The following is a 13,797-nucleotide window of genomic DNA, read 5'->3' as shown; positions in this document are numbered from 1 at the left end:
GCGCTCGCCGAAGCGTGGGTCTTCTACGGTGAGCGCATGGAGACCATCGCACTGGCCGAGGTCGCGGCCGTGCTCGCCGATCCGAGCCGCGCGTCGATGTGTCTCGCGCTGCTCGACGGGCGCGCCTGGACGGTGACGGAGCTGGCAGGAGCGGCCGAAGTGGCGGCGTCGACGGCCAGCGAGCACGTGACGAAGCTGGTCGAGGCCGGATTCGTCGTGCGGGTCCGGCAGGGGAGGCACAGTTACGTCCGGATGGCCGACCCCCGGGTGGCGGAGTTGATCGAGCATCTGGCGCAGCACGCCGAACGCCGCCCGGTGCTGGGGTTGCGTTCCTCGGTGCGGGTGAAACGGCTGGAGTTCGCCCGGACCTGCTACGACCACCTCGCCGGGACGGTCGGCGTCGCGCTGCGGGACGGGATGCTCGCCACCGGGCTGATCGACGAGGTCGACGGCCTGACGCTGACCGGCCGCGGACGCGAAATACTCGGTGGGCTCGGGGTGGAGATCGCCGACGGCCGCCGCCCGATGCTGCGCGACTGTCTGGATTGGACGGTACGCCGTGATCATTTGGCGGGCCGGGCACCCGCGGCGTTACTGTCCCACGGAGTGGCTGCCGGCTGGCTGTCCCGTGAGGGCAACCGCGCGGTGAAAGTCCTGCCCGCGGCGGAGAGACCGTTCGCGGAACTCGGGGTGGATCTGGTGGCCCTGCGCAGTCCCTAATGGACAGTCTGTAACACAGGCTATCCGGACGCTTTTCGACCGGTACACGAACGAGTGACGATCACCGCCTCACTATTCTGGAGCCCTCACGGCGACCGGACGGGAGGCGACATGGAGCAGCTCCCGTTCGTTCTCGGCACCGGTGGCGCGGTGCTCCTCGTCGCCGTGATCGCCGTCCGGGTGTCGATCCGGGTCGGCCTTCCCTCACTGCTGCTGTACCTGGGGATGGGGGTCCTGCTCGGCGAAGCCGGGTTCGGCATCCAATACGACAACCCCACACTCACCCAGTCGCTCGGCCTCGCCGCGCTGGTGATGATCCTGTCCGAAGGTGGCCTCACCACCCGCTGGACGACCGTGAAACCGTCGCTGGGCATCGGAATCGCACTGTCCACAGTGGCCGTCGTGGTGAGCATCGCGGTCACCGGCGCGGCCCTGCACTGGTTGCTGGGCCTGGACTGGCGGATGGCGTTGCTGTGGGGCGCGGTGCTGGCCTCGACCGACGCCGCCGCGGTCTTCTCCGTGCTGAGATCGGCGGGGATCGGCAAACGGCTCGTCGGCGCGCTGGAGATCGAGTCGGGGATCAACGACGCCCCGGCCTACATCGCCGTCGTCGTCCTGGCCGAGGGCGCCACCGTCGACTGGTCGCTGCCGCTGCTGGTGGTCTACGAACTGGCCGCCGGCCTGGTGATCGGGCTCGCTTTCGGCTGGGGTGGGGCGTTCGCGCTGCGCCGGGCGGCGCTTCCCGCCACCGGTCTGTATCCGCTGGCCACGGTCGCGGTCTGCGTGGTGGCGTACTCGAGCGGGCAGCTCGCCCACGCGTCGGGCCTGCTCGCCACCTATGTCGCGGCGCTGGTGCTAGGGAACTCGAAACTGCCACACCGGTCGGACACGCTGTCCTTCGCCGAGGGGCTCGGCTGGCTCGCGCAGATCGGGCTGTTCGTACTGCTCGGCCTGTTCGCCTCGCCGAGCAGGATCCTCGAAAGCCTGGTCCAGGGCCTGGTCGCGGGTGCGGTCGTGCTGTTGCTCGCCCGGCCGTTGTCGGTGGTGCTCTCGGCGCTGCCGTTCAAGATCCCTTGGCGAGAACAGGTGTTCCTGTCTTGGGCCGGCTTGCGCGGGGCGGTCCCGATCGTGCTCGCGCTGATCCCCCTGTCGTCCGGGCTGCCCGGTGCGCAGCAACTGGTCGACGCGGTGTTCGTGCTGGTCATCGTGCTGACGCTGCTCCAGGGCGCGACGCTGACCCCGCTCGCGCGCGTGCTCGGACTGGCCCAGCACGCCGAAGCACACGAGATCGACGTCGACTCCGCTCCTCTCGACGAGATGGGTGCGGAACTCCTGCAGGTACGGATCAACGCCGGCTCCAAGATGCACGGCGTGTACCTGGCCGAACTACGGCTGCCGGTGGGGGCGACGATCAGCCTTCTCGTGCGCGACGGCACCGGCTTCACCCCCAACAAGAACACCCGGCTCCAGGAACGGGACCAGCTACTCGTCGTGACCACCGCCGAAGCCCGTGACGCGGCCGAGCGACGCCTGCGGGCCGTCGACCGCGCCGGTCGCCTGGCCAGGTGGAAGGGCGAATCCGGGCAGTAGGTCACGACCGGCACCAGTTGTTCGTCGGGTGATCTCGGGAAATTCTTCCCATCTGTACTCCTTTTGAACTACCTTCCCCGCAACCGACTCCATCGAATGGGTGAGTGTCGCGGGGTAAGGAGTACGCAAAGTGACGAAAATTCCGGTGCGGTTCGCTGGTCTGGGTGTCGCTGCGGCACTCGTCGGCGTGGTTCTCGCGGTACCCGCGGCGGCCGCAGGCGCGTTTCCCACGTTCGGGCTGCCCTTCGGGACGGGCCAGTCGGTGTACTCGGCGGGAATCCACTCGGACAACGGGATCTCCGGCGTGAAGAACGCCATCGACTTCAGCCCCGGCGATCGGATCGTGCGCGCCCCGCTGGCGGGCACGGTCCGGATCCAGCACTGCGACGGCGGCGACTGGGTGACCGTCGACCACGACGGCGGCCGGCGGACCGGGTACTACCACCTGGAGGGCATTTCGGTCACCGACGGCGAGAGGGTCGCCCCTGGCGACGCCCTCGGCCGGACCGGCAACGCGCTGCCCTGCGGGGGCAGCAGCACCGGCGCCCACGTGCACTTCACCCTGTGGACACTGCCCACGGCCGCCGCGCGGAGCGGTGACTCGCGTGACTTCGGTGTCGGCGCGGGCAACTGGAACGGTATGTCCTACGACGAGGTCTCGACCAAGGTCGCGGAGACCTACGGCGAGCCCATCGACGGCAAGACCTTCGGGGGCTGGCAGTTCACCGCGGGCACCGAGCAGTACTCGGGGAGCGCGACCGAGGTGTCCTCCCGAGTGACCAGCCCGCTGCCCGGCCGCTTCCGCGTCTGACCCCCCGCAATTCGGCACCTGCTTGCGTTGGTTCGCGGCCCGGACCAGCGCAATCAGGTGCCGAATTGCGGGTTCTCTCGCTTGCGGAGCACGTGAGCGGCGTCTCAAGATGCGGACGAGGGGTGGCTCGATCGCCCGCCCATCCGCTAACTTCTTCCCTAGGTCACGAGTGTCAGCGTCAAGCCCCGGCTAGCTGACCGGCAACCCTCCTTCCGCGGTGGGGTGCCCCGGGTGAGGACCTGGCCCGTCGCGTGGTGCGGCGGGCAAGCGCGGGATCCTCGTCGGGTCCCCTGGCCCGGAGGATGACGATGACTCTCGCTCTCGAACGCACGAACACCCCCGCCGCTGTCGTGGAAACCGTTGCCACGTACGAAATCCCGACGGTCGCGTGCGCCGGTCTGCGGGTCCCGCTGGTGACCGGCGGCGACATCGGGTACGCCAACCTCGATCACGCGGCGAGCGCTCCCTGTCTGGACGAGGTGCGTGCCGCGGTCGACGAATTCCTGCCCTGGTACGCCAGCGTGCACCGCGGCGCCGGGTTCGCTTCGCAGATCTCCACCAGGCTTTACGAGCGCACGCGCGGAATCCTGCGGGACTTCGTGGCCGCGCGGTCGACCGACGCCGTCGTGTTCACCCGCAACACCACCGATTCCTTCAACCTTCTCGCGCGCAGCTTGCCGAAGCACACGTCGGTCGTGGTGTTCGACACCGAGCACCACGCCGCGCTGCTGCCGTGGAAGGGCCTGAACGTCCGCCGCGTCCAGACCCCTCGTACCCGGCTCGCCGCGGTGGCCGCCGTGGACGAAGCGCTCGCGGACTGCCCGCAGGGCCCGCGGCTGGTCGTCGTCACCGGCGCGTCCAACGTGACCGGGGAACTGTTGCCGGTCAAGAAGATCGCCACCGTCGCGCGCCGGCACGGTGCCCGCATCGCGCTCGACGCGGCGCAGCTCGCGCCGCATCGCAGGGTCTCCGTGCGCGAACTGGACGTCGACTACGTCGCGCTGTCGGGCCACAAGCTGTACGCGCCTTTCGGTGCCGGAGCGCTGATCGGCCGCGCGGACTGGCTGCGCGCCGCCCAGCCGTACCTCGCCGGTGGCGGAGCGACGAAACTGGTCAACCGTGACTCCGAAAACCTTGGTGTGGTCTGGAATTCCGGGCCCGAGCGGCACGAAGCCGGTTCTCCCAACACCGTCGGCGTCTACGCGCTCGGTGTCGCCTGCCGGGCGCTGGCCGGGAACTGGGACACGATCGTCGCCCACGAGGACGAACTGCTGGCGCGGCTGCGTCGCGGTCTGGCCGCCGTTCCCGGACTCGCCGAGCTGCGGCTGTTCGACGCGCCGGTCGACCGGGTCGGCACGCTCAGCTTCGTCGTCGACGGCTTCGACCCGGGCTGGCTCGCCGCGGTCCTTTCGGCGGAGTACGGCATCGGCGTGCGGGACGGCGCGTTCTGCGCGCACATCGCCACCAAACGGCTGATCTCCGCCGCCGGTTCGACCGGGCAGCAGGCCGTCCGGGTCAGCCTCGGCCTCGGCAGCACCACCGAGCACGTGGACCGGCTCGTGCTGGCGCTGCGCCAGATCGTCGCCCGCGGCGCCCGCTGGCAGTACGAGAAGCCCGAGGGCCGCTGGGTGCCGGAGAACGATCCGCGGGAACTGCCCCCGTTCTGCGCCTGACCCACTAGCCTCACCCCGCATGGGGAACGAGCGACCGCGTTACTGGTTTCCGCTGGCGTTGCTGGGATTCGCCCAGCTGACGGTGGTGGCCTTGTCCTTCGGTGGAAGATGGTCCGGGGGCTGGTTCGCCTACGCGCCCGCCGGTGAACAGCGGTTCCTGACGCAGGATCTGTATGGCGTCGGGTCCGGCGAGGTCTTCGCCTCCTTTCGCGGTGTGGAGATGAGCCGTGAAAACGCGGCCGCGCTGGACCTGCCGCTCTCCGGCGTCGGCCGGAACGACGGCTGGTTGTTCGCCGTGCTCGCCGTCTATCTCGGCACGGTGGTGTTCTACACCTTCCGGGCGAAGACCGTGCGGTGGTGGAAGGTCGCCGCGATCGCGTTCGGCGGACTGGTCGGCATCGTGCTCGCGGATCTGGTCGGCTACTGGGAACTCGACATGGACGGCGACGCGCGGAGCGCGGTCCTGCTGACCCTCGGCCTGGCCGGGCTCGCCTGGCTGGAGCGCAGCGTGCTGGTGCTCGTCGTGGCCGCGGCGTTCGTGCTCTGCGCGGTCGTGCTCGCGCGAGGACAGCTCGCGTTGGTGCTTTCGTCGCTGGTCGCGCTCGCCGGTGCGTTCGCGGCCCTGCTGAGCAGGCCGAAGACGGCCGCCGAGGAGGCCTGAGCACACTCAGTGGACAATGGGGGCGTGAGTACAGAGCCCGAAACCGCGCCACCGTCGCCGCCGCTGCCCAAGAAGCGCGTCGCCGTGGTGTTCGCCGTCGCCGCGGTGCTGTGGGGGATCGACCTCCTCACCAAGCAGATCGCCGTGTCCACGCTCGAGGGCAGGCAGCCGGTCGAGTTCCTCGGCGGGCTGGTGTACTTCCAGTTGGTGCGCAACCCCGGTGCCGCCTTCTCGATGGCGACCGGGCTGACCTGGGTGCTCGCGCTGGTCGCGATGGCCGTCGTGATCGCCATCGTCTGGCTGTCCCGGCGGCTGCGTTCGGTCGGCTGGGCGATCGGCCTCGGCCTGGTGCTGGCCGGTGCGCTCGGCAACCTCACCGACCGGATCTTCCGCGCGCCGGGCCCGCTGCGGGGACACGTGGTCGACATGATCTCCGCGTTCGCGCCGAACGGGCAGGGCTGGGCGATCTTCAACGTCGCCGACTCCGCGATCTGTGTCGGTGGCGTGCTCATCGTGATCCTTTCCCTGCTGGGCAAGGACTACGACGGAACATCGACAAAAGACAAGAAGAAAGCGGCGAGCGAATGAGCGCGCGGATGTTGCCCGTTCCCGACGGGCTCGACGGCATGCGCGTCGACGCGGGGCTGGCGAAACTACTGGGACTTTCCCGCACGATCGTGGCGGAACTGGCCGAGTCCGGTGAGATCCTGCTCGACGGCAGGCAGGCCGGGAAGTCGGACCGGCTGACCGCCGGCGGGCTGCTCGAAGTGACGCTGCCCGATCCCGCCTCACCCATCGAGGTCGTCGCGGAACCCGTCGAAGGCATGAAGATCCTGCACGACGACGACGACATCGTGGTGATCTCGAAGCCGGTCGGCGTCGCCGTGCACCCGAGCCCCGGCTGGACCGGCCCGACCGTCGTCGGCGGGCTCGCCGCCGCCGGGCTGCGGATCGCGACCTCGGGCGCGGCCGAACGCCAGGGTGTCGTGCACCGGCTGGACGCCGGCACCACCGGCGTGATGGTCGTGGCGAAGAGCGAGCACGCGTACACCGTGTTGAAGCGGGCGTTCAAGGAACGCACCGTGGACAAGGGCTACCACGCCATCGTCCAAGGGCATCCGGATCCGACGCGCGGCACCATCGACGCGCCGATCGACCGGCACCCCCGGCACGACTACAAGTTCGCCGTCGTCCAGGGCGGACGGCCCAGCGTGACGCACTACGAGGTCGTCGAGGCCTTCCGCGCCGCGTCGCTGGCGCAGATCAAACTGGAGACCGGCCGTACGCACCAGATCCGCGTGCACTTCTCGGCGCTCAAGCACCCGTGCGTCGGCGACTTGACCTACGGCGCCGACCCGGTGCTGGCGCGCAAGCTCGGGCTTTCCCGGCAATGGCTGCACGCGAAGACGCTCGGCTTCGCCCACCCGTCGGACGGGCGCTGGGTCGAGTTCGAGTCGGAGTACCCGGACGACCTCGCCACCGCGCTGCGGATCCTGCAGGACGAAAACTAGCCGCGTCGTGGCCGGTGCGGCGCCCTCGAGTACATGAAGGACTCCTTCATGTACTCGGGAGGGCCGTCGCCCAGGTCAGTCGTCGATCGACCAGGTCAGCGTGCGCTCGTCCGGCTCCGGCCGGGGTGACCAGCGCACGGCGACCACACGGGTGGCGTCCGGGAGCACGTAGACGGTGTGGCCGCCGAGGGTCTCACCGGGCCGGACACCGATCCGGTGCGGCGGCCGCGAGGTCAGCGACACCGGCGCCTTCCCGATCGGCTTGCCGTCCGCGGTGAGCAGTTCGAGGTAGTTGTCCGGAAGCGATACGAACGGGATGCCGCCGCGGTTGGTGATCTCGGTGTGCACCACGACCGATCGTTCGCCCGCTTCCAGCGAGTAGCCCGCCGCGCTGAACAGGTAGTCCGCCGGGTCCTGGACCTCGAGCAACTGGACGGTGAGTTGTTCCCCCTCCAGGCCCTGGGTCTCCAGCACGTCACCGGTCCGGCCCTTCTTGCCCTCCGGAGCCGCCTGCGCGGTGACCTGCTGTTCGTCGCCACGGGCCCAGGACGCGGTCTGCGGAACACCCCAGGTGCTCATCACCGGGTCGGCGGGCGCCGGCGGAGGCGGGGCGAACTGCTGCTGCGGAGGGGCGGGCGGCCGCGGCGGCGCCATCGGCTGGCGCACCGGGGCCGACGGCGGACCGGGGTAGCGCCCCGAGGGGGTGCCGTGCACGTTGTACGCGCCCGAGGGCGTGCCCTGGACGTTGTACGGCCCCGAGGGCGTGCCCTGGATGTTGTGCGGTCCGGAGTGGCCCGGCGGACGCTGTGGTGGAGGGGGCTGAAGGGACTGTGGGGGCTGAGAGGGCTGTGGGGGTTGCTGAGCCCACGAAGGCGGTGCCCCGGCGATGGCGGCCCGTAGCCCGTTCGGGTCGCTCTCCACGCCGACGAGCAGCGGCAAGCCGCTGCCGGAGAGGGCGACCAGCCGGTACGCGACCTCACGCGGATCCATCCCGACCTTGGCCGCGAGTTCGTGTACGGCCACCTTGCCCAGGTCCGCGAGGGCGGCGAGCAGGCGGATGTCCACGGGATCGGTCACGGCCACGTCCGGGAACGCTACCGTCTCGCTCCCGGCGCCGCGGGGAGAGGCCGTCCGAGTGCCGCGATTCCCGGCTTCGGTAGGACGCGGTCTCCATTAGGGTCGGGGACACCGCCTCCACCGATCACTGGGGAAGAAACATGAGCGAAGTCTCCGCCCTCGCCGACGAGTTCGTCGAAGCCCTCTTCGACGCCGAGCCGGTCTTGCCCGCTTTGCAGGGCTTCCGTCCGGAATCGACCGGGCTCACCGATCTCAGCGAGGCCGCCGGAGACGCCTTCCGCGCGAAGCTGGCCGGCCTCGCCGAGCGGGCCGAGGCCCTCGGCACCGAGAGCCTGGGCGCGGAGGAGAAGATCACCCGTGACGTGCTGATCGCGATGGCGCGGGCGAGGATCGCGCTGCTGGATTCGCGGTTCGTCGAGTTCACCGTCAGCGACCTGTTCATCTCGCCCGCCGCCGAGGTGCTCACCATGCTGCCGATGATGTCGGTCGGGACGGGCGCGCAGGCGGAGGCGCACCTCGGGCGGATCGCCGCGATCCCCGAATACCTGCGGCAGGCCGCGCAGCGGCATCGTGACGGCGTCGCCCGAGGCCTGGTACCGGTCGCCTACCTGGTCGACGCCACCGTCGCGTACCTCGACCGGCACCTCGCAGAGCCGTCGGCCGATCCGCTGCTGCGCCAGCCCGCGCCCGACGAAGAATTCGAGACCCGCCGCGCCGACCTGCTGCGTGACGTCGTCCGGCCCGCGATCGCCGAATACCGCGAGGTGCTCGCGAAGGAGATCGCGCCGCACGGCCGTCCCGAGGACAAGCCCGGCGTCTGCTGGCTGCCCGACGGCGAGCGCATCTACGCCCTGCTCGCCGAGATGCACACGACGACCGTCCGCCCCCCGCGTGAGCTGCATCAGACCGGGCTGGACGTGATCGCGAACCTGGCCGACGAGTACCGCGAGTACGGGTCCCGGGTCTTCGGCACCGGCGACCTCGCCGAGATCTTCACCAAGCTTCGCAGCGACCCGGCACTGCGCTGGTCCGGCGCCGAGGAGATGCTGGACTCCGCCCGCGCGGCCATCACCAGGGCCGAGGCCGAGGCGCCGAAGTGGTTCGGCCGGATCCCGCCGCAGCCGTGGACGGTCGAGCCGGTCCCCGCCGAATCCGCGCCCGGCGCGCCCGCCGCGTACTACATGTGGCCCGCGGTCGACGGTTCCCGCCCGGGCATCTACTTCGCCAACACCCACAAGGCGGAGGAGCGGTTCCGGCACGCGGCCGAGGCGACGGCGTTCCACGAGGCCATCCCCGGCCACCACTTCCAGCTGAGCCTCGCGCAGGGACTCAGCGAGCTCCCGCTGCTGCGCCGCATCGGCGACTTCACCGCGTACGCCGAGGGCTGGGGCCTGTACACCGAGCGCCTCGCCGACGAGATGGGCCTGTACTCCGACGACGTCGCGAAGCTCGGCATGCTGACCATGGATTCGATGCGGGCCGGACGCCTGGTCGTCGACACCGGGCTGCACGCGCTGGGCTGGAGCCGCCGCCAGGCCATCGACTTCCTCACCGAGAACACGCCGATGGCACTGGTGGAGATCGAGTCCGAAGTGGACCGCTACATCGCCTTCCCCGGCCAGGCGCTGTCGTACATGGTGGGGCGGCTGGAGATCCAGCGCATCCGCGCGGAGGCCGAGCTGACGCTGGGCGGCCGATTCGACATCAAGGCCTTCCACGACGTCGTGCTCTGCGGCGGGTCGCTGCCGCTTTCGGTGCTCGACGGCGTGGTCCGCGACTGGGTCGCCGGGCACGGCGACACCCCGAACGGTCTCGCCGACGAGCTGATGGAACTCAAGTTCGAGGAACTTCCGCTGTGGCGCTCCCTGCTCGGGCTGCCCGGCGACCACGGCGCGCTGCCCGATCCGAGCGCGGCGGCCGCGGCCGCTCAGCGGGCGTCGGCGGCCGCCATCGCCGAGCGAGCGGAAGCCCTTGTCACCGAAGGACTTTCCGCGGCCGAGGCGGTCACCCGGGAGGTCGTGATCCAGCAGGCCAAGGCGATGATCGACGTGATCGACGCCCGCGCCGCCGAGTTCTCGGTGAGCGACGGGCTGGCCTCGCCCGCGTTGTTCATGCTCAACGAACTCGCGGTGCTGTCGCTGAACGACGAGGAAAAGGTCCGCGGTTACCTGAAGCGGCTGGAGGGCATGGGCGCCTACCTGGACGCTTTGATCGTGCGCCAGCGCGCGGCGGCGGACGAAGGGCTGGTCCCGCCCGATTTCCTCGTCGAAGGCGGGATCGCTTACGTGGAGCGTTATCTCGCTGACGAGGCGGGTGACCCGCTGGCGCTCACCGCGTCCGTTTCCGTGGAGGGTTACGAAGCCGAACGGGATCGGCTGCTGGCCGAGGTCGTCCGGCCGGCCTACGCCCGGTATCGCGACTTCCTCGCCGACGAGCTGCGTCCCGTGGCGAAATCCGAAAAGGAGCCGGGGCTGTGCGCGCTTCCCGGCGGACAAGAGAAGTACGCCGCGCTGATCCGAGCGCACACTTCCACCGAACGCACCGCGCAGGATCTGCACGACACCGGGCTCGACATGATCGCGCGATTGGCCGATCAGTACCGCGAGCTGGGCGCCAAGATCTTCGGCACCGAGGATCTCGACGAGATCTTCGAGCGGCTGCGCACCGACCCGGCCCTGCGCTGGCGGGACGGCGACGAACTGCTCGACGCCGCGCGGGAGGCCATCGCCCGCGCCGAAGCCGTTGCCCCGCAGTGGTTCTCGACCGTCCCCGAGCAGCGATGCCAGGTCGAGCCGGTCCCGCCCGCGGAGGCGCCCGGCGGCACGCTGGCGTACTACATCGAGGCGGCGCTCGACGGCTCGCGGCCGGGCACCTACTACGCGAACACCTACGAGGCCGAGCAGCGCCCGAAGCACACGAGCGAAGCGATCGCCTTCCACGAAGCCGTTCCGGGGCACCACTTCCAGATCTGCATCGCGCACGAGCTCAAGGGCCTGCCGATGTTGCGCGGTCACGCCGACGTCAACGCCTACGTCGAAGGCTGGGGGCTCTACTCGGAGCGCCTCGCCGACGAGATGGGTCTGTACTCCAGCGACCTGACCAGGTTCGGCATGCTCACCCAGGATTCGATGCGCGCCGGGCGGCTGGTCGTCGACACCGGGATGCACGCGCTCGGCTGGAGCCGTCAGCAGGCCGTCGACTTCCTCGCCGAGAACACGCCCATGGCCAGGGTGGAGATCGAGGCCGAGATCGACCGCTACGCCGCCGTTCCCGGACAGGCGCTGTCGTACATGGTGGGACGGCTGGAGATCGAGCGGATCCGTGCGGAGGCCGAGGCCGCGCTGGGCGACCGGTTCGACATCAAGGGCTTCCACGAGGTCGTGCTGGGCAACGGCATCCTGCCGCTGCGGGTGCTGGACGACGTCGTGCGGGAATGGGTGGCCGGGCAGTGAGCCGGCACATAGCCGGACCGCGTCGTCCCGGCGCATACTGTCGCTGAGCGAACGCTCAGTAACTTGTGAGGAGATGCGGATGAGGATCGGGACCGGGATCAGCTACGCCGGTGGTTTCGCCGACAGCGTGGCGGACATCGTCGAGCTGGAGAAGGCCGGACTGGACATCGTCTTCGTCCCCGAGGCCTATTCGTTCGACGCGGTCAGCCAGCTCGGTTACGTCGCGGCGAAGACCGAGCGGGTCCAGATCGCGTCCGGCATCTTCCAGATCTACACCCGGACGCCGACGCTGACCGCGATGACCGCCGCCGGGCTGGACTTCGTCTCCGACGGCCGGTTCACCCTCGGCATCGGCGCGTCCGGCCCGCAGGTCATCGAGGGTTTCCACGGCGTGAAGTACGACGCGCCGCTCGGTCGCACGCGCGAGATCATCGACATCTGCCGTCAGGTGTGGCGGCGGGAGAAGGTGGTGCACTCCGGCACGCACTACTCGATCCCGCTGCCCCCCGAACAGGGCACGGGCCTGGGCAAACCGCTCAAGCTGATCAACCACCCGGTGCGGGAACGGATCCCGATCCTGCTGGCCTCGATCGGCCCGAAGAACGTCGCTCTCACGGCCGAGCTCGCCGAGGGCTGGGAGCCGATCTTCTTCCATCCCGAGAAAGCCGCCGACGTCTGGGGGACGTCCCTTGCCGAGGGCAAGGCGAAACGAGACCCGTCGCTGGGGGAGCTGGACACCTTCGTCGGCACCGCGCTGGCGATCGGTGACGACGTCGACGGGATGCTGGACCATCTGCGCGGCATGCTGGCGCTCTACATCGGCGGGATGGGCGCGCGCGGCAAGAACTTCTACAACAGTCTCGCTCAGCGGTACGGCTACGAGGCCGAGGCGAAGCTCATCCAGGACCTGTATCTGGACGGCAAGAAGGAGGAAGCCGCCGCGGCGGTGCCGAAGGAACTGATCAAGGCGATCTCGCTGATCGGGCCCGAGGGTTACGTCAAGGAGCGGCTGGCCGCCTTCCGGGAAGCCGGTGCCACCACACTGGTGGTCAACCCGTTGCTGCCCGGCCGCGAAGCCCGCGTGGCGCAGGTTTCGAAGCTGCGCGAACTCACCGACTAGCCCGGCCTAGCCCGGCCTGGCCCGCGGGGAGGCGAACCTCTCACCTGTATCGATACGGTATACTTGACCTGCGCCGGTACCACCCCTTCTTGGTCAAAACGCGGCCTCCCGGTGGAAAGAGAACGTGAACCACGCCTGAACGGTGGGATAATCCGCCATTATCAGGGGGGAAAGCGAGTCCTCGGGGACTACGGTCGCGACGAAGGTGAGGTGCCTCGCGTGCGCAAGCAGATCGGGGGGCCGTCCGCCGCGGTCCTGGACGTCGGTTCGTTCAGTGCGCGGCTGGTGGTACTGGCCAAGGGTGGTTCGCCGCTCGATCCCGTGCTGAGCCACCAGACGCGCCTGCGGCTCGACAGGGAACTCGACGACGGCGGAAATCTGACCCGGCGCGGCATCGACACGGTCTCGTCCGCCGTCGAGGCCGGGATGACCATGGCCGCCAAGCACGGCGTCAAGGACGTGTTCCCGTTGGCCACTTCCTCGATCCGCGACGCGGCCAACGTGACACAGGTCGTCCGCGACGTCGCGAAGGCGACCGGAGTCGAGTTGCGCTTTCTCACCGGCCGCCGTGAGGCCGAGCTGGCGTACGTCGGCGCGCGCCGGTGGTACGGGGCTTCGGCGGGCGGGCTGCTCGTGCTCGACATCGGCGGCGGAACCGTCGAACTCGCCGCGGGAAGCGCCGAGGAGGCCGAGTTCGCGCATTCGCTGCCGCTCGGCGCGCGTTCGTTGACGCGGGACTGGTTCGCCACCGAGTGCCCGTCGCCCAAGGTCGTGCGGGCGATGCGGGAGCACGTGCTCGACGAGGTCCGCGACGCGATGCAGGATGTCCTGCCGCAGATCCGCGACCACCGCGCCGTCGGCTGTTCCAAGGTGCTGCGGCAACTCGCCCGGCTCGCCGGTGATCGGCCGTCCCGTGCCCGTGAGCTGCACCTCGACGACCTCCGCGCGTGGATTCCGAGGCTGGCGAAACTCCCCGCGAAACGCCGCGCGGAACTGCCGGGCATCTCGCGGCAGCGCTCGCATCAGGCGCTCGCGGGCGCGATCGTCGCCGAGGCACTGCTGACCCTTTCCGGTGGCCAGGTCGCCATCTGCCCGTGGTCCACCAGGGACGGACTGTTGCTCGGCATGCTCGACACGCTGGAGGGCAAATCGGCGAAAGCCGCCTGAAAGCTGGTGTTTCCG

Annotated in this window: 11 protein-coding genes and 1 riboswitch; of the genes, 10 read left to right on the top strand and 1 reads right to left on the bottom strand. The window is 69.9% G+C overall.

Translation table 11 applies throughout. The annotated features are described in order from the left end of the window. Positions 1 to 36: 36 nt before the first annotated feature. From P3102_RS25800 to P3102_RS25770, 7 genes are all read left to right on the top strand, one after another. Positions 37 to 720 (top strand): helix-turn-helix domain-containing protein, encoded by a 684-nt coding sequence (locus P3102_RS25800; RefSeq protein WP_276362468.1) that lies wholly within the window; start codon positions 37 to 39, stop codon positions 718 to 720. Between the two features lie 111 nt (positions 721 to 831). Then, positions 832 to 2,310, top strand: a complete 1,479-nt coding sequence (locus P3102_RS25795; RefSeq protein ID WP_276362466.1) for a potassium/proton antiporter — start codon at positions 832 to 834, stop codon at positions 2,308 to 2,310. Positions 2,311 to 2,440: 130 nt separating this feature from the next. After that, positions 2,441 to 3,121 carry a M23 family metallopeptidase gene (locus P3102_RS25790; RefSeq protein ID WP_276362465.1) on the top strand — a complete coding sequence of 227 codons (681 nt, stop codon included), beginning with the start codon at positions 2,441 to 2,443 and terminating at the stop codon, positions 3,119 to 3,121. Positions 3,122 to 3,282: 161 nt separating this feature from the next. Beyond that, a riboswitch (SAM riboswitch) is annotated at positions 3,283 to 3,397 on the top strand. Positions 3,398 to 3,429: 32 nt separating this feature from the next. Continuing rightward, a complete protein-coding gene (locus P3102_RS25785; protein ID WP_276362463.1) occupies positions 3,430 to 4,794 on the top strand; it encodes an aminotransferase class V-fold PLP-dependent enzyme in 1,365 nt (454 codons plus the stop codon). Between the two features lie 19 nt (positions 4,795 to 4,813). Beyond that, positions 4,814 to 5,455, top strand: coding sequence for a hypothetical protein (locus P3102_RS25780; RefSeq protein ID WP_276362462.1), 642 nt, complete (start codon positions 4,814 to 4,816; stop codon positions 5,453 to 5,455). A gap of 24 nt (positions 5,456 to 5,479) precedes the next feature. Next, complete coding sequence (gene lspA, locus P3102_RS25775) at positions 5,480 to 6,043, top strand: signal peptidase II (protein WP_276362460.1); 564 nt, start codon at positions 5,480 to 5,482, stop codon at positions 6,041 to 6,043. After that, positions 6,040 to 6,966, top strand: a complete 927-nt coding sequence (locus tag P3102_RS25770) for an RluA family pseudouridine synthase (RefSeq protein ID WP_276362458.1) — start codon at positions 6,040 to 6,042, stop codon at positions 6,964 to 6,966. The genes lspA and P3102_RS25770 overlap by 4 nt, the downstream gene beginning before the upstream one ends. Positions 6,967 to 7,041: 75 nt before the next feature. Here the strand turns inward: P3102_RS25770 and P3102_RS25765 are convergent, their stop codons facing one another. Then, positions 7,042 to 8,049, bottom strand: a complete 1,008-nt coding sequence (locus P3102_RS25765; protein WP_276362456.1) for an AsnC family protein — start codon at positions 8,047 to 8,049, stop codon at positions 7,042 to 7,044. Between the two features lie 134 nt (positions 8,050 to 8,183). Here P3102_RS25765 and P3102_RS25760 point away from each other — a divergent pair, with 134 nt between their 5' ends. The 3 genes from P3102_RS25760 to P3102_RS25750 all read left to right on the top strand — a co-directional run bounded on the left by P3102_RS25760 (position 8,184) and on the right by P3102_RS25750 (position 13,782). After that, positions 8,184 to 11,495, top strand: coding sequence for a DUF885 domain-containing protein (locus tag P3102_RS25760; protein ID WP_276362455.1), 3,312 nt, complete (start codon positions 8,184 to 8,186; stop codon positions 11,493 to 11,495). 79 nt (positions 11,496 to 11,574) lie between these two features. Further along, positions 11,575 to 12,615 (top strand): LLM class F420-dependent oxidoreductase, encoded by a 1,041-nt coding sequence (locus P3102_RS25755; RefSeq protein ID WP_276362453.1) that lies wholly within the window; start codon positions 11,575 to 11,577, stop codon positions 12,613 to 12,615. Positions 12,616 to 12,834: 219 nt separating this feature from the next. Continuing rightward, a complete protein-coding gene (locus tag P3102_RS25750) occupies positions 12,835 to 13,782 on the top strand; it encodes an exopolyphosphatase (RefSeq protein WP_276362451.1) in 948 nt (315 codons plus the stop codon). The last annotated feature ends 15 nt before the right edge of the window (positions 13,783 to 13,797 follow it).

This window comes from Amycolatopsis sp. QT-25, assembly GCF_029369745.1.
In the GTDB taxonomy this organism is placed as follows: Bacteria; Actinomycetota; Actinomycetes; order Mycobacteriales; family Pseudonocardiaceae; genus Amycolatopsis.
Note: the sequence above shows the minus strand (reverse complement) of the source record. Positions and strands in the feature narration are given on the sequence as shown.